This window comes from Gordonia sp. 11cp (genome assembly GCF_057767225.1).
Window position 1 is genome coordinate 3,746,104 of record NZ_CM173437.1, and the last position, 21,012, is coordinate 3,767,115.

Below are 21,012 nucleotides of genomic sequence, written 5' to 3' on the forward strand. Positions count from 1 at the left end.
GCGCGCGTCCCACGATCTGTCGGGACCCGACCGTAAGGTTGCGCCCATGCGCATCGTGCACACCTCCGACTGGCACCTGGGCCGGACGTTCCACGGGGTCGAGCTGCTCGCCGACCAGCGCCGCGCGCTGTCCCACCTGGCCGAGCTCGTCGCCGCGGAGTCCGCGGACGTCGTGATCGTCGCCGGGGACGTCTACGACCGGTCGGTCCCGTCCGCGGACGCGGTCCGGGTCTACGACGAGGGGCTGGCCGAGATCGCCGCTGCGGGAGCGCAGATCGTCGTCACGTCGGGCAATCACGATTCGCCCACCCGCCTCGGTGCCGGCTCCGGGTTCGCGGCCGCCGGCGGACTGCACCTTCGGACCTCGATCGCCGACATCGACCGGCCGGTCGTGCTCGCGGACACCCACGGAGACGTCGCGATCTACGGCATCCCGTATCTCGAACCCGACACCGCCCGCCGCCACCTCGGCGTCGAGTCGGTCGGCGGCCACACCGCCGTGCTCGACGCCGCGATGGCGAGGGTCCGTGCCGACCTAGCCGCCCGCCGGGTGCGGTCCGTGGTGGTGGCGCACGCCTTCGTCAGCGGGGCCGCGGCCTCCGGATCGGAGCGTTCGATCAGTGTGGGCGGTGTCGAAACCGTTCCCGCCGAGACGTTCTCGGGTGCCGACTACGTCGCGCTCGGGCATCTGCACTCACCGCAGCGCGTCACCGACACCGTCCGCTACAGCGGTTCGCTGCTGCCGTACTCCTTCGGCGAACGAACCCATCGCAAGGCGGCGCTGGTGGTCGATCTCGACGCCGGCGGTGTCGCCGAGGTCCGGGCCCACGAGCTGCCCGTCGTCCGCGAACTCAGTTCTCTCACCGGCGTTCTCGCCGATCTGCTGACCGACGACCGGTTCGGTGAGGCGCAGGACCACTATGTCGAGGTGACGCTGACCGACCCGGTCCGCCCCACCGACGCGATGCGACGCCTACGCGAGCGTTTCCCCTTCGCGGTCCATGTGCAGTGGGAGCGTCCGCACTCCGGCATCGGCGTCGACTACCGGTCCCGTGTGCGTGGGCGCACCGACGCCGAGATCGTCGCCTCGTTCATCTCCGACGTGCGCGACGAACCGACGAAGGGGGAGCGGGTTCTCCTCGAGCGCGCACTCCGCGCCGTCGTCGGCGAACCCGAGTCCGACGCCGCCGAACTGACCCTCTTCGACATCGAGGCGATCATCGCGGAGTCCGCATGAGGCTGCACCGCTTGCGCGTCCGTGCGTTCGGTCCGTTCGCCGAGGAGATCACCGTCGACTTCGACGACCTCGGCGGTGACGGACTGTTCCTGTTGCACGGACAGACCGGCGCGGGTAAGACCACGGTCCTCGATGCCGTCGCCTTCGCGCTGTTCGGGAGGGTCCCGGGCGTGCGCGACGTCAACCGGCGACTGCATTCGGATCACGCAGCGGCCGACGAGGTCCCGGAGGTCGAGCTGGAGGCGACGATCGCGTCCCGGCGGCTCCGGATCACGCGCTCGCCCGAGCACGAGCGACCCAAGAAGCGCGGGGACGGCACCCGCAGGGTGAACGCTCGAGCGACGCTGACGTGGGTCGACGGGTCGGGGCCCGACCTGACCCGTATCCCCGAGATCGGTGACGCGGTGGTACGGCTGCTGGGCATGAGCGCCGACCAGTTCTTCCAGGTCGTGCTGCTGCCCCAGGGCGACTTCGCGCGGTTTCTGCGGGCGCACTCCGACGAGCGGGAAGCGTTGCTGGAGAGGCTGTTCGACACCGAACGATTCGGTGACCTCGAGGAGTGGCTGCGCGACAGGTCTCGGGAGAGCGCGGCCACGCTGACCGATCAGACCGCGGTGCTCGACCGGATCGCCGGCCAGATCGTTGCGGTCGGCGGTGCCGAGCCGATCGCCGAGCCCGACTTCGACTGGGCGCAGGAATGTCTCGAGCGTGCGCGGGTGGCCGCGGAACGCACCCTCGTCGAATCGAGTGCGGCGCAGGCCGCGGCAGACCAGGCCCAGGCCGCGTACGAGAGCGGGAGCCGGCTCGCCGAGCTGCGTCGCCGGGGCCGCGCGGCCACCGAGCGCCTCGCCCGGCTTGCCGAGGGTGAGCAGGCGCTTGCGGCCGCGGGCCGGGCACGCCGCCTCGCTCTGCGGGCCGCACCGATCATTCCGCTCGCCGACGACTCCGATCGTGCGGTGCGCGATCTGACGGTCGCAGAGCAGGCCGTTGCGGGTGCCCGCGCCGAACTGGGCCGGTTGCCGGAGGGCGAGATCCTGTGTGCCGTCGACACGGACGAGGACCTCGACGCGCTCCTGGATGCGGCGATCGACCGCTGGACCGAGGAATCGGGGCGCTGGGAACCGCTTGCCGAGCGGATCGCACAGCGGCCTGCGCTGGTCACCGAGATCGATGCACTCGATGCCACCATCTCCGACGCCGAACGCCGGGTCGCGCGGACACGGGAGTCGCTCGAGGCCGCGCCGGGTCGGCGTGCCGAGGCCGCCGGCGCGCTGCGGGCGGCCGAGGACCTTCGCCTGCAGGCCCCGAAGCTGCGGGCCGAGCGTGACGGACTCCGCCGTGTCCGCGACGCCATGACCGACCGGGACGAGGTGCTGGTCCGGCTCGTCGCCGCCGAGAAGGAGCTGCTCGACGCCCGCGATGCTCATGCCGCCGCCCGTGAGCGGGTGCTCGACGCGCGGGAGCGTCGCCTCGCCGGGATGGCGGTGGAGCTGGCCGGCGAGCTCGTCGACGGGGAGGAGTGCGTCGTGTGCGGTTCGGTCGCACACCCGCGGCCCGCCACCGCCGCGGGCCCCGTCGAGACGGTCGCCGATGAAGAAGAGGCGGCCGAAGCCGAAGAGCGTGCGAGTGCGATCAAGGCCATCGCCCAGTCCGCGGTAGCCGCACTCGGCGAGCGTCGCGTGCATCTCGACGCCGTCATCGGCGGCGCCGACCCCGAGGCCGTCGACGCCGACCTGGCCCGGGTGAGCGCCGATCTCGCGGCCGCCGAGCGTGCCGCGTCACGAGTGCCTGCACTGCAGAAGGCCGTCGATCGGGTCGACGCCGAGATCGACGCGTGGCGCACCACCATCGCCGACACCGAGTCGGCCCAGTCCGCCCGGCGCGAGCGCCTGAACTCGTTGCGGCAGAACCTCACCGAGCTCGATTCCGCGGTTCGCGAAGCGACCGGCGGGCGCGGAGGCGTCGCCGAGCGCCGCCGCGAACTCGCCGAACTGGTTCGCCGTACACGTCGTCTCCGCGACGCCCGGCAGGAGGCCGCGCGTGCGCGGGACCGGGTCGCCGGAGCAACGGCCCGGCTGTCCGCGGCCTGCCTCGATGCCGGTTTCGACGATCTCGCCGCGGTTCGCGCGGCGTTCGCCCCGGACACCCAGATCGCGGCGTGGGACACGATGTTGCAGGAGGCGGCGAGTCTGCGCGCCGCGGCGGAGGAGACCCTCGCCGACGACGACGTGCGGGCCGCGATGTCGGCCCCCGAGCCGGATCTCGAACGGCTGACGGTGGAGCGTGAGGCCGCTCGCCGGCGCCTCGAGACCGCGGCGAAGGAACACGCCGTCACCGCTCGACAGGCCACCGGTCTGGAGGAGTACGTCACCCAGTTCTGGGCGGCTCTCGACGCGCTGGCGCCGATGCAGGAACGCCACGCCGAACTCCAGGGACTGGCCGAACTGGTCAGCGGACGCGGACAGAATTCTCGGCGGATGTCGCTGCGGTCGTATGTGCTGGCCGCACGCCTCGACGAGGTCCTAGTCGCCGCGTCCGGCCGGCTCCGTGAGATGTCCTCGGGTCGTTACGAGTTCGTCCACACCGACGCGGCTGGTGTCCGGGGCCGGCGCGGTGGCCTGGGCATCGAGGTGCGCGACGAGTACACCGGCGCGCTCCGCGCGACGACGACGTTGTCGGGCGGGGAGACGTTCTTCGCGTCGCTGGCTCTCGCGCTCGGACTCGCCGACGTCGTCTCCGCGGAGTCGGGCGGACGGGTGCTCGACACCATCTTCATCGACGAGGGATTCGGCACCCTCGATCCCGAGGCGCTCGACCTCGTGATGGGCGTCCTCGACGATCTGCGGACCGGTGGGCGCGTCGTCGGCGTCGTGAGCCACGTCGACGAACTCCGGGCGCGAATCCCGGCCCAGCTGCACGTCTTGCGCGGCGAGCACGGGTCGTCGGTGCGCGTGCAGAGCCCCCTCGGCGTGTCGTGAGCTGCCCGATTGGGCTGCCGGCCGGACCGTGCGCTAGGCTGAGTCCCGCCCGATGAGCCCCCGTAGCTCAGGGGATAGAGCGTCTGCCTCCGGAGCAGAAGGCCGCAGGTTCGAATCCTGCCGGGGGCACCATTGCAGCAGAAGCGCCACTTGGGATCAGAAGCGCCGGTTACAACCGGCGCACATGATCTCAAGTGGCGCTTCCTGTTGCTAGCCGAGGTGATCGGACGGGTCGAGCAGTCGGCAAGATCTGCTGGGTTGGTTCGATCCACTGGCGCAGCGGAGCTGGAACCGGCGAGGGTTACCGGCCTTGTCACCATCGGCGCATGAACTGTTCTGAGCTAGAGATAGTCGTCCACTCGCGGGTGAAATCGTGGGCGTGCAAGTTGAAACAGCACGCAGAACGGGACGTAGAGCGGACAGAATCCGACCGCAATCAACTCGCGGTCGCTTTGAGCCCGAGCAGCGAGGAGTCCGACGGCGCCCATGAGGCCAGCTGATGCAACGAACCCCCAAGGCCCCAGAATCTCAGTTACCCCTCCAGCTGCAACTATCGCGATGTATGTTCCCCAGCTCAATGAGGGAGCTCGGACCCCGTCCTGCCAGTGAACTGCGGTAGCAACTCCGAATACCGTGCCCACCAATACTGCTAGCGAAAGGCCGAATAAGTACCAGCCCCACGCGTCCCCGGTGAGTTCCGCGTGAGCAGTGGACGTCCAGCTCTCAGAAACGCCAATGTGGCTGACTCCGGCCCCGATTGTTTGCAATACCGACGAAGACATACCGCGGTCGATGCTTATGAACATCAGCACGACTACGACGGCGGCGGCGCCGTTGACGCCGACCTTTAGCGGGATGTAGCCGAGCAACTTCGATACCGATTCCATGCGTTGGACGGTATCGGGGAGGTCTGACAGCGGCGTACACCCTTGGCATCAATGCTGCCGGTTGAAGCCAGGTCGTCAGCACAGAGGCACCTGCGGCCGCACGTTGGTGCCGTGTGCAGCGTGAAGCCTGCTAACTCGTCTGCACGCTTTGTAAGGGTCAGCGGAGGCGCACGCAAGACGAGTGTTCAGAATTAGGTATCGAATACCGATACCTAATGCTGAACGGATCGGCTGTGGACGCCGGGCCGTCACACGTACGTTTTGGTGAGGTTCCCAGTAACTGGCCCGACAGGTCCTCGAAGTACAGGCGCCGGCCGTCGCCGGTCGAGGTTCGCCAGAGCGGCGCCTGCGGATCGGCCCAGGTGTTCGATGCCTCGACGACACCAGGCGTCGGACCCGCGATCGAAGTCGGCGTCGTCCATGAGAAAGGCCATGTGTATTGGCTCCGCGACCGGTGCCGGTGCGAACTGCAACAGCGTGTCGTCCTCGACGAGAATGTTGACGAACGGCCCCAGCGGGGAGCCGGTCGAGCACCGAGTACGTCGAGGTAGAGGTCGGCGGATCATTGAGGATCGTGTGCGCCGATGATGATGTGATTGAAACCTACTGACATGACGAAACATTCGTCCTGGCGCCTCCATCCACCGGCACGCGACGCCGCTCAGAGATGACACGGTGTCCAGACGAATCGCGACGATCTCCGCGCACAGGCCACCGTGGGCGAATAGTCTCCACGTTGTGCTGAACCGCTGGAGAATGCGCAACGACTTCGCGCCGGACCTGCGCAGGCTGGCGCTGATCGCGCCCGCACAGATCGTGTCGCGACGCACGCTCCCCGTTGTCCGACGGCTTTCCCGAGTGCGCAACGGCCGGACGCCCGTCACCACCGCGACCACGCCGAGCGGCGTCGAGGTGCGGGTCTTTCGTCCGGCACACTCGTCGGGACGTCTGCCCGGACTTCTGTGGATTCATGGCGGCGGCTATGTCATGGGCAGTGCCGCCCAGGACGATCGCTGGGCGCGAGCGATGTCCGAACGTGTCGGAATCGAGGTGGTGTCCGTCGACTACCGCCTCGCGCCGGAGCATCCGTATCCGGCGGCGATCGAGGACTGTCTGGACGCCCTGCGGTGGATGATCGACCAGCCAGACATCGACGCGACCCGGATCGCGATCGGCGGCAACAGCGCCGGCGGGGGACTGGCAGCGGCACTGGCCTTTCGCGCACGCGATGAAGGGGTGGAGCTGCGGTTGCAGCTCTTGACCTACCCGATGCTCGACGACCGAACCCGCAAACCCGATCCGCGGCACCGACTCTGGAACGCCTCGGCCAACGTCTTCGGGTGGTCGAGCTATCTGGGTGGCGCCGACACCGGGGAGGCGGTCCCGGCGCGACGTACCGACCTCGCGGGGTTGCCGCCCGCGTGGATCGGGGTCGGCACCCTCGACCTGTTCGCCACCGAGGACCGTGGCTACGCCGACCGCCTTCGCACGGCGGGGGTCGAGTGCCAGGTCGACGAGGTGTGCGGCGCATTTCACGGATTCGACATCGTCGCGCCCCGAACATCGATCGCACAGGACTTTTTCGCCAGGCAATGCGACGCCGTCCGACGTGCGCTCGCGCATGACTGACCGAACGCGATATCAATGATCCGTCGGTAACCCGATACGCCGCAACGGGTCACCGCCGTCCACGAACAGCTCGCCGCCGGGGCGCAGCGCACGGGCCACGGCCTGCACGGCCGCGTCGTAGAGCTCGGGGTGTCGACCGTCGAGAGCGCCGACCCGCAGCGCGAAGGCCACGTCGAACGGGATGCGGTCGCCCAGTACGAAGTCCTCGATCGCGCCGCATTCGAAGTCGAGCCGGTCCGGGCGCAGCCCGTCGGCGAGCGCGGTACGACGCGCGGCGCTCACGGCCCGCGACGACCGGTCGATGCCCAGCACGAATCCGTCGGGGCCCACGCGCCGCGCCACCTCGCGTGCCGCTGCCCCGGGCCCGCAGCCGATCTCGAGGACTCGCAGACCGGGGGTCAGGGGCAGTGCGTCGACCGCGGCGGCGAGTCGTGGTGAGAGCACGTCGCGGCGCTGCTCAGTTCATCGGAAGCGGTTGTGCACCACGCAGTGCCAACATCTGAGTGATGATGGCGATCTCCTTGTCCTGGGTTCGCTTCATGCTCGACGCCAGGTCGCGGACGTAGGCCTGCTCGACGTTCGCCGGGTCCGCGGCGTACTCCATCATGTGCAGACCGCCCTCGTGGTGGCGCAGCATCAACTGCAGGAACCGGATGTCCACCTCGGGACCCCGCATCGCGCGGAACTGCTCCATCTCCGTCGACGTCGCCATCCCCGGCATCGCCGGTTGTTCGGCGTCGGACTCGGGCGCTCCCGAGGCGGGCGCGCCGGACGTCGGCATCGGCATGTCCCCGTGGTCCATGTTCCCGTGGCCGCCGTCTCCGTGGTCCATGCTGCCGTGATCATGACCGCCCTCGGTGTGATCGGCGGGATCGGAATGGTCGTGTCCCTCGGTGTCCGACCCTCCGTGGCCCATCCAGGCCATGGTCGCCCCGGGATTGGTGACCGGCCTACCCCATCGCGACAGCCAGGACTGCATCTGGCCGATCTCGTTGCTCTGGGCGGTGAGGATGTCGAACGCCATGCTCCGCACCTCGGGGTCGGTGCCGTGTTCGAGTTCGATGGCCGCCAGTTCCACCCCCTGCTCGTGGTGGCGGGTCATGTCCTGGGCGAATCCGACAGCCGCGGAATTCACGGCGGGCGAGTCCTCGCCGGTGGGGTCCTCAGCGAGGCTCGCCTGGATGAGCAGGCCGAGGCCGACACCGAAGAGAAGCAGCGCCGCCCCGCCCAGCGCGAGCAGGATCCGGGGACGCGACGACGTCTCGACAGCGTCGTCAGTTGCCACGGGAGTCGTTGTGTCGTCCGGGTTTTCGGGACGCTCGCTGCTGTCGGTCATCGCTGGGTCCTCGTCGTTCGTCAGGCCGGGGTCGTCTCGTCGGGCCGGGCCGGTGGCCGGACTGATGTTCGGGTGTGAACCGCGTCAGCCCGCGGGCGTCGGGGCGCCGCTGCCGCCGTCCATCGGGACCGCATCGGGGCCGGGCTCGCCCTGGTCGGCCGGCGGAGGATTCGACGGATCGAACCCGGGGATGGCGGTACAGGTGGCCTGGGTCTCCGGGTAGGCGGCGGTCTGCGGATTCTCCGGGTAGACACCGGGCATCATGTTGCGGCGCAACGCGGTGATGAACTGGTTGACCCGCGGGTCGCCGGCGGAGTCCAGCTTGAGCTGGTGGCCCCAGCTCTGCAGGGACAGCGGCTTGTCGAGTCCGGGGTAGGGCGACAGGAACAGGTACTGCTCACCGCGGACGAGCTGCTTGAGGTAGTCGAGGTCCTCCGGGGAGATCGTGTCCGGGTTGTAGGTGATCCACACCGCGCCGTGTTCGAGCGCGTGAACGGCGTTCTCCGAGCGCAGCGGATTCGGGTAGACGACGCCGGTGCAGGTCGCCCAGATCTCGTCATGGGGACCACCGAACGGCGGCGACTGGTCATAGGCGACGCGCTGGTCGGCCGTGACGTGGCGGGCGGCCTCGTAGTACCGCTTCGTCACACCGGGGATGTCGGACGCCGGGTCCGGCTTCTGCGGGGTGGGCACGAACTCCGACACCGACTCGACGGCGACGTCGTCCTTCTGTTCGGCGCGCTGCTCGTTGAACTTGGGGACGAGGTAGATCGCGAGACCCGCGATGAGACCGATGACCACCACGACGGCACCGATCAGCATCCAGTCGATCTGCCGTCCCGTCGCCGAGGGAACCGAGCCTGCTCGTTTGCGGGACTTGGGGACGTTCGCCCCTGGTTTGCGCGCCATTGACTTCTTTCCTCATCCGACTGCGGGCGCCGGGCGGGCGGGCGGAATGCCCCGGCACGCGCTCGGCGCCCACGAGTGTACTGGTGGGCCCCGTGGGTCGAGCGGGGTGCGATTGTCGGTGATCAGGCAACGGCCAATAGGATGATGTCCTGTGACTCCCGCCGACCTGGCCGCGCTGCTGCGCGCCGTGACCCTGACCGTGGTCCGTGACCGCGGACTGGACGAGAACCTGGTGCCCGACTCCATCGTCGTCGAGCGCCCCCGTCACGCTGACCACGGCGACTACTCCACCAACGTCGCCCTGCAGATGGGCAAGCGACTCGGCGTGAACCCGCGCGAACTCGCGGGCTGGCTCGCGGAGGCCTTCGCGGCTGCCGAGGGCATCTCCAAGACCGAGGTCGCCGGTCCGGGATTCGTCAACGTCTGGCTCGGTGCCGCCGCGCAGAACACCGTCGTCGCAGCCGTGCTCGCGCGCGGTGCGGACTACGGCCGTGGGAACGAGTTCGCCGGGTCGGTCATCAACCTCGAATTCGTCTCGGCCAACCCGACCGGACCCATCCATCTCGGCGGTACACGCTGGGCCGCCGTCGGTGACGCACTCGGACGTGTTCTCGCCGCCCGTGGCGGAGCGGTCACGCGGGAGTACTACTTCAACGACCACGGCGCCCAGATCGACCGGTTCGCCCGGTCGCTGGAGGCGGCCGCACTGGGTGAGGAGACCCCGGAGGACGGGTACGCGGGCGATTACATCGCCGACATCGCCGCCAAGGTCGTCGAGGCGGCCCCCGACGTCCTGTCGCTGCCCGAGGCCGATCGGCTCGAGACGTTCCGCTCGGTCGGGGTGGACCTGATGTTCACCCACATCAAGCAGAGCCTGCACGACTTCGGCACCGACTTCGACGTCTTCACCCACGAGGACAAGATGTTCGCCACCGGACTGGTCGACGAGTGCATCGACGAGCTCAAGGCCAACGGAAACCTCTACGAGAAGGACGGCGCGTGGTGGCTGCGGTCCACCGAGTTCGGTGACGACAAGGACCGGGTCGTCCTCAAGAGCGATGGCAACGCGGCCTACATCGCGGGCGACATCGCCTACTACCGGGACAAGCGCAACCGCGGGTTCAACCTCTGCATCTACATGCTCGGTGCGGACCATCACGGCTACATCAGCCGTCTCAAGGCGGCCGCCGCGGCGCTCGGCGACGACCCGGCCACCGTCGAGGTGCTGATCGGTCAGATGGTCAACCTCGTCCGCGACGGCAAGCCGGTGCGCATGAGCAAGCGTGCGGGCACGGTGATCACCCTCGACGACCTCGTCGACGCGGTGGGTGTCGACGGCGCCCGCTACTCCCTCATCCGTTCCTCCGTCGACGTCAACATCGACATCGACCTGGATCTGCTGACCAAGCAGTCCAACGACAATCCGGTGTACTACGTGCAGTACGCCCACGCGCGGATGTCGGCGCTGGCCCGCAACGCCGCCGATCTGGGCGTCGTGTCGTCGCTGGACCATCTCGACCTGCTCGACGATCCCGCCGAGGGCGAACTGATCCGCACCATCGGCGATTTCGACGATGTCGTCGCAACGGCGGCCACCCTGCGGGAACCGCACCGGGTGTGCCGCTATCTCGAGGTCCTCGCCGGCACCTACCACCGCTTCTACGCCAAGTGCCGCGTCTTGCCGCAGGGCGACGAGAAGCCCGCGGACATCCACCGTGCCCGACTCGCCCTGTGCGAGGCCACCCGTCAGGTCCTCGCCAACGGCCTCGGCCTGGTCGGCGTCACCGCACCGGAGCAGATGTGAACGCGCACCCGGCCGGTCCCCGGCACGCCGAACTGCTGGCCGCGCCACACCTCGCCGAGCGCCCGAACGACCCGGCCGTGCTCGCGGCGATCCCCGCGCAGGTGTGGCCGCGCAACGCATCTCGCGACGACTCGGGTGAACTGCGGCTCGCCGGTGTGCCGGTGAGTGAGCTCGCCGAGGAGTTCGGGACACCCGCATTCTTCGTCGACGAGGCCGACTTCCGGTCGCGCTGCCGGGACATGATGGCCGCGTTCGGTCCGTATGGACGAGTGCACTACGCGTCAAAAGCGTTCCTGTGCACCGAGATCGCCCGCTGGGTGGACGACGAAGGGTTGTCGCTCGACGTCTGCAGCGGCGGCGAACTCGCCATCGCGCTGCGCGCCGGTTTCCCGCCGGAGCGGATCGCGTTGCACGGCAACAACAAGAGCGTCGAAGAACTGCGCGCCGCGGTCGACGCCGGGATCGGGCACGTCGTCCTCGACTCGATGATCGAGATCGAGCGGCTCGACGCCGTGGCCCGCGAGCGCGGTGTCGTCGCCGACGTGCTGGTCCGCGTGACCGTCGGTGTCGAGGCGCACACCCACGAGTTCATCTCGACCGCACACGAAGACCAGAAGTTCGGGTTCTCACTCGCCGGCGGAGTCGCGATGGAGGCCATCCGACGCGTGTTCGCCACCGACAACCTGAGGCTCGTGGGTCTGCACAGCCACATCGGTTCGCAGATCTTCGACATGGACGGCTTCGAACTGGCCGCCCATCGTGTGCTCGGACTGCTCCGCGATGTGGTGGGCGAGTTCGGCGTCGAGAAGACCTCGCAGATGTCGATCGTCGATCTCGGTGGGGGACTGGGGATCTCGTATCTTCCCGAGGAGCGACCGCTGCCGGTTGCGAAGGTGGCGGAGACCCTGGCCGCGATCGTCGAACGGGAGTCGGCGGCCGTCGGTCTGCCGATGCCGATCATCGCGGTCGAACCCGGCCGCGCCATCGCCGGTCCGGGTACGGTCACCCTCTATCGCGTCGGCACCGTGAAGGACGTGGGACTCGGCGGTGGGGCCGTACGACGCTATGTCTCGGTCGACGGCGGCATGAGCGACAACATCCGCACCGTCCTCTACGACGCCGAATACGACGTACGGCTCGTGTCGCGGGTGTCGCAGGCGCGCGCTGTGGTCTGTCGCGTCGTCGGAAAGCACTGCGAGAGCGGCGACATCGTCATCAAGGACTGCTGGCTACCAGAGGATCTCGGGCCCGGGGACCTGATCGCGGTCGCGGCCACCGGCGCCTACTGCTACTCGATGTCGAGCCGCTACAACATGACCATGAGACCGCCCGTGGTGGCGGTGGCCGACGGAAACGCTCGGCTGCTGCTCCGCCGGGAGACCATCGAAGACTTCCTCAGCCTGGAGGTGGACCAGTGACCGGATCAGTGGAGAACACCAGCGGCGCAACCGAGGTGGACACACGCACCATCGGTGTAGCGGTGCTCGGAATGGGCAACGTGGGCGCCGAGGTGGTGCGCATCATCACCGACAACGCCGATGATCTCCGTGCGCGCGTCGGGGCGCCGGTGGAGATCCGCGGGGTCGCGGTGCGCGATCTGGGGCGCCCGCGCAAGATCGCGCAGGAGTTGCTGACCGACGACCCCGCATCCCTCGTCGCCCGCGACGACGTCGACATCGTCGTCGAGCTGATGGGTGGCATCGACCCGGCCCGCGGTCTGATCCGCTCCGCGCTCGAGAGCGGGAAATCGGTGGTCACCGCCAACAAGGCACTGCTCTCGGAGTACACCGGCGAACTCGCGACCGCCGCGGCCGAGGCCAAGGTGGACCTCTACTTCGAGGCCGCGGTCGCCGGTGCCATCCCGGTCATCCGGCCGCTGATGCAGTCGCTCGCGGGCGACACCGTGGAGCAGGTCAACGGAATCGTCAACGGCACCACCAACTTCATCCTCTCCGCGATGGACGAGACGGGCGCCGACTACGCCGACACCCTCGCCGAGGCCGGGCGGCTCGGATACGCCGAAGCCGACCCGACAGCCGATGTCGAGGGCTACGACGCCGCGGCCAAGGCGGCCATCCTCGCCTCGATCGCCTTCCACACCCGGGTGACGGCAGCCGACGTCCACCGCGAGGGGATCTCGTCGGTCACCGCCGCCGACCTGGTCGCGGCCAAGAAGTTCGACTGCACGATCAAGCTGCTCTCGATCTGCGAGCGGGTCCGCGATGCCAATGGCTCGCAGCGCATCTCCGCGCGCGTGTACCCCGCGCTCATTCCGCTGACCCATCCGCTGGCGACGGTGAACGGCGCGTTCAACGCCGTCGTCGTGGAGGCGGAGAACGCCGGGCGGCTGATGTTCTACGGCCAGGGCGCGGGAGGTGCGCCGACGGCGTCGGCCGTTCTCGGCGACATGGTCATGGCCGCTCGCAACCGCGTGCACGGTGGCCGGGGACCCCTCGAGTCGACCTACGCCTCGCTGCCCGTCGCCCCGATCGACGACGTTCTCACCCGCTACTACATCTCCATGCGGGTGGAGGACCGGCCGGGTGTGCTCGCACAGGTGGCCGGCGAGTTCACCAAGCGGTCGGTGAGCATCGCCGCGGTGCGCCAGGAGGGCGCGGGCGACGACGCCCGGCTGATCGTGGTGACCCACCGCGCGCCCGACCGTGCGCAATCGGATTGTGTTGCGGCGCTTGAAGACATGGACGCCGTCATCAAGGTGTCGAGTGTGTTGCGATTGGAAGGTACCGATGACTGAAGCGACTTCTACGCCCGTCCACCGCGCGTGGCCCGGCCTGATCGAGGCATACCGGTCGCGGCTGCCTGTCGGCGACGACTGGAAGGTCGTCACGCTGCTCGAGGGCGGCACCCCGCTGATCAGCGCGCCGCACCTGTCGTCGCTGACCGGGTGCGAGGTGTACCTGAAGGTCGAGGGCCTCAACCCGACCGGTTCGTTCAAGGACCGCGGGATGACGATGGCCGTCAGCAATGCGGTCAACAATGGCAAGACCGCGGTCCTGTGCGCCTCGACCGGCAACACCTCGGCGTCGGCCGCCGCCTACGCCACCCGGGCCGGCATCACCTGCGCGGTGCTGATCCCGCAGGGCAAGATCGCGATGGGCAAGCTCGCGCAGGCGGTCATGCACGGCGCCAAGATCATCCAGGTCGAGGGCAACTTCGACGACTGCCTCGAGCTCGCGCGCAAGGCCACCTCCGAGTTCACCGAGATCGAGCTCGTCAATTCGGTGAATCCGGCGCGGATCGAGGGCCAGAAGACCGCCGCGTTCGAGATCGTCGACGTCCTGGGCCGCGCCCCCGACGTCCACGCGCTGCCGGTCGGGAACGCGGGCAACATCACCGCGTACTGGAAGGGTTACACCGAATACCACGCGGACGGCGTCTCGTCGTCGGTGCCGCGCATGCTCGGGGTGCAGGCCGCGGGCGCCGCGCCGCTGGTGAACGGTGCGCCGGTGAAGGACCCGGAGACCATCGCCACCGCCATCCGCATCGGGTCCCCGGCCAGCTGGAACCAGGCCGTCGCGGCGAAAGAGGAGTCGCACGGCCAGTTCCGCGCGGCCACCGACGAGAAGCTGCTCGAGGCCTACCGCCTGGTCGCAGGCAAGGAGGGCGTGTTCGTCGAGCCGGCCTCGGCTGCCAGCGTCGCGGGTCTGCTCGCCGCCAGCGCCGATGGCTGGATCGAGCCTGGATCGACCGTGGTGTGCACGGTGACCGGCAACGGCCTGAAGGACCCCGACACCGCCCTGGCGGGCATCCCGGAGGTCGAGGCCATTCCGGTGGACCCGGTGGCGGTCGCGAATGCTCTCGGTGTCGGCTGACGGGCCCGGCCGTCCGGTCGTCGGATCGGACGCCGACGGCGACGTGACCGGTTCCGCATCCGCGGCGGGTACGGTGCCGGTCGGGTTGTCGACGAGGGTCCGGGTGCCGGCGTCGAGTGCCAACCTCGGGCCCGGATTCGACTGTCTGGGAATGGCTCTGGGGATCTACGACGAGGTGGTCGTCGAGACCGTAGAAGAGGGTGTCGCCCTCGAGGTCGAGGGGGAGGGTGCCGGTGACGTGCCCCGCGACGCATCGCACCTCGTCGTGCGCGCGCTCAACCGTGGACTGGCACACGCCGGTCTCCGCGCACCCGGGCTGAAGTTGCGCTGCATCAACCAGATCCCGCACTCCCGGGGTCTGGGGTCGTCCGCCGCCGCCGCGGTCTCGGGTCTGGCCGCCGCGTCGGGACTGATCACCGCCGCCGGTCTCGGACCCGGACTGTCGCTCGACGAACTGGTACAGCTGTCCAGCGAATTCGAGGGCCATCCCGACAACGCCGCCGCGAGTGTGCTCGGCTCGGCGGTCCTCACGTGGACCGAATCCGCCGACGGGGTCGCGTCGTATCACGCACACCGGCTCACCGTGCATCCCGACATCTGTGCGACCGTCTTCGTCCCCGACACCGAATCGTCGACGTCCTTCACCCGCGGACTGCTGCCGGATGCGGTCCCGCGTGCCGACGCCGTGTTCAACCTGAGCCGTTCGGCGCTCGCGGTGGTGGCGCTGACGGCTGACCCACGCAACCTCATGGCCGCGTCCCAGGACCGCCTGCACCAGCCGTACCGTGCTTCGGCGATGGCGCCGACGAGCGACCTCGTCACCGCCCTGCGAGCCCGCGGACACGCCGCGACGGTGTCCGGAGCCGGGCCGACCGTCCTCGTGCTCGGTACCGCGCCGGTACCGTCGGACATCCGCCAGCTGGCGCAGGGCCTCGGATTCGAGGCCCGTTCGGTGGCCGTCGCCGGCGGAGTCGAGATCTCCGTCGGCTGACCGGTGTCGTACGCCGGTGGATTCGCCGGCCGTCGCACGTTCGTTTGGCGCTACCGGCGTGTTGCCCCTATCATGCGAACGGGGTTACCATATTCTGGTCTAGCCGCGCAGGCTTGTCCTGCCGCTTCTCATCCTTCACCGATCGGAGATGACCGGCTGTGTATCCGGGCCGGGGTCATGGATCTCTGTCGACGGTGCCGAAGCGCAGGTGTTTCCGAGCTCGCTCGCAGCGGACCGCACATTCTCACCGTCCACCGCGGACGGACTCCCTGACGCACAGACGCAGGGAAACGTAGACCTCACGCAGTTCTCGTCTGCGGGAGGAACGAAAGGACTTCCGTGACCGATACGGACCTGATCACCGCACCTGCCGAGCAGGAATCCGCGGGTTCGGCCGGCCCCGACTCGGGACGACCGGCGACCAAGACACGTGCACGCACCGGCCTGTCCGGCATGGTGCTCAGCGAACTGCGGACCGTCGCCGGTGAACTCGGCATCAAGGGCACATCCGGGATGCGCAAGGGCGATCTGATCGCCGCCATCAAGGAGCGCCAGGCCGGCGGCGACGCCCCGGCCGCGAAGAGCGGCCCGACGCGGTCGAAGGCGGGCTCGTCGAAGCCTGCTGCGGCCGACGAGCAGCTGACCATCGGCGGCGACTCCCCGGCTCCCGCCGGTGGCGAGACGGCCGAGAAGGCCGACGCTCCCCGCGGGACGCGCACTCAGCGCGGTGCCGGCCGGAAGGCTGCCGATGCTCCGATCACCGCCGAGGCGCCGGCCGGCGACAGCACGCCTGCCGACAACAAGACCGACAGCCCCAGCACCGATGGCGTCGCCAAGAACGCGACGACATCCGACGCCCCGGCCGCAGATGCCGCCAAGGGCGGCAGTGCCCCCGAGGCCGACTCGACGGAGGCCGGCGCGGGTCGTGACCGGCGTCGCGGGCGCGACGGCGCGGGCGACGCCGCAGCCGACTCCGACGGTGGTGAGCAGCGCACTCGTCGCAACCGCAACCAGAACCGCGACAACCAGAACCGCGATGGCGGTCAGAATCGCGACAACCAGAATCGCGACAACCAGAATCGCGACAACCAGAATCGCGACGGGGGCGGCCAGAACCGCGACAAGCAGAATCGCGACGGGGGCGGTCAGAACCGCGACAACCAGAATCGCGACAACCAGAATCGCGATGGCGGTCAGAATCGCGACGGGGGCCAGGACCGCGATGACGACGGGGAGGGCGGCGGTCGCCGGCGTGGTCGCCGGTTCCGTGAGCGTCGCCGTGGCCAGAACCGCGACACCCCGAACGAGCCGCAGGTCTCCGACGACGACGTGTTGCAGCCCGTCGCCGGCATCCTCGACGTGCTCGACAACTACGCCTTCGTTCGCACGTCGGGTTATCTCGCGGGGCCGAACGACGTCTATGTGTCGATGAACCTCGTTCGCAAGAACGGACTTCGACGCGGCGACGCGATCACCGGCGCGGTGAAGGTGCCGCGCGAGGGCGACCAGCAGAACCAGCGCCAGAAGTTCAATCCGCTGGTGCGGCTGGACACCATCAACGGCGGCGACGTCGAGACCGCCAAGCGCCGCCCCGAGTTCAACAAGCTCACGCCGCTGTACCCGAACCAGCGCCTGCGGCTGGAGACCACTCCCGAGCGGCTCGACACCCGCGTGATCGACCTGATCATGCCGATCGGCAAGGGGCAGCGCGCCCTGATCGTGTCGCCCCCCAAGGCCGGTAAGACGACGATCCTGCAGGACATCGCCAACGCGATCGCCACCAACAACCCCGAATGCCACCTCATGGTCGTCCTCGTCGACGAGCGTCCCGAGGAGGTCACCGACATGCAGCGTTCGGTCAAGGGCGAGGTCATCGCGTCGACGTTCGATCGGCCGCCGTCAGATCACACCTCGGTGTCCGAGCTCGCGATCGAGCGCGCCAAGCGACTGGTCGAGAGCGGCAAAGACGTTGTGGTGCTGCTGGACTCGATCACGCGACTGGGTCGTGCGTACAACAACGCATCGCCCGCGTCGGGCCGAATCCTGTCGGGTGGTGTCGATTCGACCGCGCTGTACCCGCCGAAGCGGTTCCTCGGCGCGGCGCGCAACATCGAGAACGGCGGATCGCTCACGATCATCGCGTCTGCGCTCGTCGAGACCGGCTCGACCGGCGACACCGTGATCTTCGAGGAGTTCAAGGGCACGGGCAATGCCGAGCTGAAGCTCGACCGCAAGATCTCAGAGCGTCGGGTGTTCCCGGCCGTGGACGTGAACCTGTCGAGTACCCGTAAGGACGAGTTGCTGCTGTCGCCCGAGGAGTTCTCCATCGTGCACAAGCTGCGTCGTGTGCTCTCGGGTCTCGATTCCCAGCAGGCCATCGATCTGCTCCTCAGCCAGCTGAAGAAGACCAAGACGAACATGGAGTTCCTGATGTCGGTGCAGAAGACTGCACCGGGTGCGGGCAACGACTGAGTTCGTCCGGCACTCTCGCGACACGGCCCCGACCCGCGCTCACCGCGGATCGGGGCCGTGTCTCGTAACAGGTCCCTGAGGAGCTTGCGGAGTCGCGTCAGCCGTTGCTCCCTGAGGAGCCCCGGAGCCTGCGGAGTCGCGTCAGCCGTTGCTCCCTGAGGAGCCCCGGAGCTTGGGAGTCGTCAGCCGTTGCTCCCTGAGGAGCCCCGGAGCTTGCCGGAGGGGCGTCACGAAGGGTCAGCCGGCGAGATCGGCGGTCAGGTGCTCCCAGGCCTGGCCGAGTGCCGGGGCAAGCGCTCCGGTCTGGGTCACGACCAGCGCGCACTCACCCCGCCGGGTGTAGATCTCCAGTGACCCGGTACGGCCCGACACCCCGTGGGGCCACGTGACCCAGCATTCGCCGACCAGATCGAAATTGATCATCACCCGGGTGGCGCCCGACGCCAGCACCATCTGGCCCCGATGCTCGCGGGCGCCGTCGAGGCGGTCCTGACGCATCTGCATGCATCCCGGCGCCGCCGTCGCGAACGTCACCGTCATCCCGAGCCGTGACGCGTGCTCGAGCGCGGCGATCACCGCGCGGTTGTCGACGCGTGCGGTGCGCGGACAGTCGAGGCGGGGGAGGCTCCGCAGGCGGGCGGCGCCACCGTCGGTGAGTATCGCGTCGAGCTGTGCGAGCTGGTCGTCGCCGGTCGATGCCGTCGGAGTCGTACGTTGTGGCGCAGGCGAATCCGAGAGTGGCCCGTCCAGGCCCGGGGCTCCGCCGGCGAGCGCCATGGCCTCGAACGCCAGGCGATCGGAGTTCTCGGTCAGGTAGGTGGCGTGAGCGGTGTTGCCGCGATGGTCGAACAACCGCAGGGTCGGCGGAACGTGGGCGGCGGGATCGCTGAGCAACGTCGACGACAAGCGAGAGGGATTGAGCCGCAGAGCTATTCGGTGTGGGTCAACCCGAATCGGACCGCCGACCGAGACCGGGTCGTCGTGGACCCCGACCGCGTTCATGATCACCGGACCGGCGACCGTGACACCGACGACCTGGGCGAGTCCCGGTAGTCGGGCAGCGACCGCGGGGACATCGTGGTTCACCGAGGAGTCTCCGAATCCGGCTGTCCGCAGCAGGATCTCGAGATCGCTGCGGGCGGGCGGATCGTCCCCGGTGGAGTCGGTCATCTCAGTAGACGTCGCGGAGGTAGCGATTATCCGAGCGCAGGTGCCCGACATACGCCGCGGCCGCCTCGGCGTCGAGACCGCCGTGTTCGGCGACGATCTCGTGCAGTGCCGCATCCACGTCGTCGGCCATCGTCGCGGCATCGCCGCAGACGTACAGGTGCGCGCCGGACTCAAGCCAGGCGAACAGCTCGGATCCGTGCTCGCGCATCCGGTCCTGGACGTAGACCTTGTGTTCCTGGTCGCGGGAGAAGGCGAGGTCGAGCCGATCCAGCACGCCGCCGGCGACGAGGCGATCGAGTTCCTCGGCGTACAGGTGGTCGTGCGCACGGTGCTGGTCACCGAAGAACAGCCAGTTGCTGCCGGTGGCACCGGTTGCGGCCCGCTCATGCAGGAAGGCCCGGAAGGGGGCGATGCCGGTGCCCGGGCCGATCATGATGGCGGACACATCCTCCGCGGGCAGGCGGAACTTCTTGTTGGGGGAGATGAAGACGGGCACGGTGTCACCGGGAGCGCACCGGTCGGCGAGGTGCGTCGAGCAGACACCTCCGCGATCCCGGTCGGCGACGGTGTAACGCACCGTGGCCATCGTGATGTGCACGGTATCGCCGTGGACCCGGGGGCTCGAGGAGATCGAGTACTCCCGATGGGCCAGCGGACTCAGTTCCTCGAGCAGTTCCTCGGGGGTCGGGGTGAACGTCGGGTCGAGATCCAGGAGATCGAGGACGTCGAGCCCGTGGAGCCAGGCGTCGAGTGCCTGTGCGTCGCCGGCGTCGAGCAGTCGGCACAGTTCGGGGTGCCCGGTGCGGTCGGCGACCACCCGGACCAGATACTTCGACGGTGCGCAGATCTCGTACCTGCTGGTCAGCGCCTCGCGCAGCGTGTAGGTGGCCTTTCGGTCGGCGATGATCTCGTCGCCGGCAGCGCCGAGCCGGTTGAGGAGCAGGTCGACGAGCGCCGGATCGTTCGCGGGAGCGATGCCGATTCCGTCGCCGGGCTCGTAGCTGATGCCGCTGTCGCCGAGGTCGAGTTCGAGATGCCGGACCTCCTTGGCCGATCCGGGGCCGGAGAGCACCTCGTTCGTCACGACCGTCGCCGGGTAGGGATTGCGCCGGTTCCATGGCGAGCGCAGCGTCTTGCCGGTGCGGCGAGCAGGGGAGGCCGGTGCGGTGTCGACTGCGAGGCTGCTGCCGGTGGGGGCGGCGTCGTACATCGATGGTTCCTTCGGAGACGGTGTACTCGGGAGCGTGCGCCGCGGACCGAACCCGCGGGCGAGGCCACGGTACTACACTTAGGCAACCCTTACCAGGTTCGCGACCTGTGTCACGTGTCCGGCGTGCGGCCGGGCCGTACCCCGACCTGCCGGGAATGGATCCGATCGGCTCGCCGTTGAGGCACCTGCGACCGCGGTGACCGGGATTTTTCCCGGTGATGCCCTACGTGGCATACTGATCGGTCGAGTCCGGTTCCGGTTCACACCGTCGAGAGGCGACGGTGACCCGGCGACCACAGAAAGGGACAGCCAGACATGAAGCAGGGAATCCACCCCGAGTACGCGACGACCACCGTCGTCTGCGGCTGCGGCAACACCTTCGAGACCCGCAGCACCGCTGCCAACGGTCGGATCAACGTCGAGGTCTGCTCGCAGTGCCACCCGTTCTACACGGGCAAGCAGAAGATCCTCGACACCGGCGGCCGCGTTGCCCGGTTCGAGAAGCGCTACGGCAAGCGCGCCAAGTAGACCACGCTGCGACGCCCGCCCGACGATT

The 21,012-nt window shown here is 68.9% G+C and carries 16 protein-coding genes and 1 tRNA gene; 11 read left to right on the forward strand and 6 right to left on the reverse strand.

Features of this window, described 5'->3' with window-relative positions; translation table 11 throughout:
• The first annotated feature begins 46 nt into the window (after positions 1–46).
• The 3 genes from AC3B6C_RS16760 to AC3B6C_RS16770 all read left to right on the forward strand — a co-directional run bounded on the left by AC3B6C_RS16760 (position 47) and on the right by AC3B6C_RS16770 (position 4,347).
• The gene (locus tag AC3B6C_RS16760; RefSeq protein ID WP_488373527.1) at positions 47–1,237 is read left to right on the forward strand and encodes an exonuclease SbcCD subunit D; all 1,191 of its coding nucleotides are present in this window, start codon (positions 47–49) and stop codon (positions 1,235–1,237) included.
• A complete protein-coding gene (locus AC3B6C_RS16765; protein ID WP_488373528.1) occupies positions 1,234–4,215 on the forward strand; it encodes an AAA family ATPase in 2,982 nt (993 codons plus the stop codon). The genes AC3B6C_RS16760 and AC3B6C_RS16765 overlap by 4 nt, the downstream gene beginning before the upstream one ends.
• 56 nt (positions 4,216–4,271) lie before the next feature.
• Positions 4,272–4,347 (forward strand) — tRNA-Arg (locus AC3B6C_RS16770).
• 209 nt (positions 4,348–4,556) lie between these two features.
• Here AC3B6C_RS16770 and AC3B6C_RS16775 read toward each other — a convergent pair.
• A complete protein-coding gene (locus AC3B6C_RS16775; RefSeq protein WP_488373529.1) occupies positions 4,557–5,102 on the reverse strand; it encodes a hypothetical protein in 546 nt (181 codons plus the stop codon).
• Positions 5,103–5,858: 756 nt separating this feature from the next.
• Between AC3B6C_RS16775 and AC3B6C_RS16780 the strand changes: the two genes are divergently transcribed.
• Entirely contained in the window at positions 5,859–6,731 is an 873-nt protein-coding gene (locus tag AC3B6C_RS16780; RefSeq protein WP_488376290.1) for an alpha/beta hydrolase, read from the forward strand.
• 12 nt (positions 6,732–6,743) lie between these two features.
• On the opposite strand, the gene AC3B6C_RS16785 is transcribed toward AC3B6C_RS16780, so the two are convergent.
• The 3 genes from AC3B6C_RS16785 to AC3B6C_RS16795 form a co-directional block, all read right to left on the reverse strand.
• Complete coding sequence (locus tag AC3B6C_RS16785) at positions 6,744–7,175, reverse strand: SAM-dependent methyltransferase (protein ID WP_488373530.1); 432 nt, start codon at positions 7,173–7,175, stop codon at positions 6,744–6,746.
• A gap of 13 nt (positions 7,176–7,188) precedes the next feature.
• Positions 7,189–8,067, reverse strand: coding sequence for a DUF305 domain-containing protein (locus AC3B6C_RS16790; protein ID WP_488373531.1), 879 nt, complete (start codon positions 8,065–8,067; stop codon positions 7,189–7,191).
• Between the two features lie 84 nt (positions 8,068–8,151).
• Positions 8,152–8,976 (reverse strand): thioredoxin-like domain-containing protein, encoded by an 825-nt coding sequence (locus AC3B6C_RS16795; protein WP_010842963.1) that lies wholly within the window; start codon positions 8,974–8,976, stop codon positions 8,152–8,154.
• Positions 8,977–9,127: 151 nt separating this feature from the next.
• Here AC3B6C_RS16795 and argS point away from each other — a divergent pair, with 151 nt between their 5' ends.
• The 6 genes from argS (at position 9,128) to rho (ending at position 18,076) form a co-directional block, all read left to right on the forward strand.
• Positions 9,128–10,780, forward strand: a complete 1,653-nt coding sequence (argS, locus tag AC3B6C_RS16800; RefSeq protein WP_010842964.1) for an arginine--tRNA ligase — start codon at positions 9,128–9,130, stop codon at positions 10,778–10,780.
• On the forward strand, positions 10,777–12,198 hold the full coding sequence (gene lysA / locus AC3B6C_RS16805; RefSeq protein WP_488373532.1) for a diaminopimelate decarboxylase: 1,422 nt from the start codon (positions 10,777–10,779) through the stop codon (positions 12,196–12,198). Before argS ends, lysA begins: the two co-directional genes overlap by 4 nt.
• Positions 12,195–13,535 (forward strand): homoserine dehydrogenase, encoded by a 1,341-nt coding sequence (locus AC3B6C_RS16810; RefSeq protein ID WP_488373533.1) that lies wholly within the window; start codon positions 12,195–12,197, stop codon positions 13,533–13,535. Before lysA ends, AC3B6C_RS16810 begins: the two co-directional genes overlap by 4 nt.
• On the forward strand, positions 13,528–14,613 hold the full coding sequence (thrC, locus tag AC3B6C_RS16815) for a threonine synthase (protein ID WP_010842967.1): 1,086 nt from the start codon (positions 13,528–13,530) through the stop codon (positions 14,611–14,613). Before AC3B6C_RS16810 ends, thrC begins: the two co-directional genes overlap by 8 nt.
• Positions 14,594–15,604 carry a homoserine kinase gene (gene thrB / locus AC3B6C_RS16820; protein WP_044506418.1) on the forward strand — a complete coding sequence of 337 codons (1,011 nt, stop codon included), beginning with the start codon at positions 14,594–14,596 and terminating at the stop codon, positions 15,602–15,604. Before thrC ends, thrB begins: the two co-directional genes overlap by 20 nt.
• 339 nt (positions 15,605–15,943) lie before the next feature.
• Positions 15,944–18,076 (forward strand): transcription termination factor Rho, encoded by a 2,133-nt coding sequence (gene rho / locus AC3B6C_RS16825; RefSeq protein WP_488373534.1) that lies wholly within the window; start codon positions 15,944–15,946, stop codon positions 18,074–18,076.
• Positions 18,077–18,313: 237 nt separating this feature from the next.
• Here rho and AC3B6C_RS16830 read toward each other — a convergent pair whose 3' ends face one another.
• Together AC3B6C_RS16830 and AC3B6C_RS16835 are read right to left on the reverse strand one after the other, a co-directional pair.
• Positions 18,314–19,246, reverse strand: a complete 933-nt coding sequence (locus AC3B6C_RS16830) for a ChuX/HutX family heme-like substrate-binding protein (RefSeq protein WP_055474998.1) — start codon at positions 19,244–19,246, stop codon at positions 18,314–18,316.
• Between the two features lies 1 nt (position 19,247).
• Complete coding sequence (locus AC3B6C_RS16835; RefSeq protein ID WP_488373535.1) at positions 19,248–20,456, reverse strand: sulfite reductase subunit alpha; 1,209 nt, start codon at positions 20,454–20,456, stop codon at positions 19,248–19,250.
• A 315-nt stretch (positions 20,457–20,771) separates the two neighbouring features.
• Here AC3B6C_RS16835 and rpmE point away from each other — a divergent pair, with 315 nt between their 5' ends.
• A complete protein-coding gene (rpmE, locus tag AC3B6C_RS16840) occupies positions 20,772–20,984 on the forward strand; it encodes a 50S ribosomal protein L31 (RefSeq protein WP_010842972.1) in 213 nt (70 codons plus the stop codon).
• The last annotated feature ends 28 nt before the right edge of the window (positions 20,985–21,012 follow it).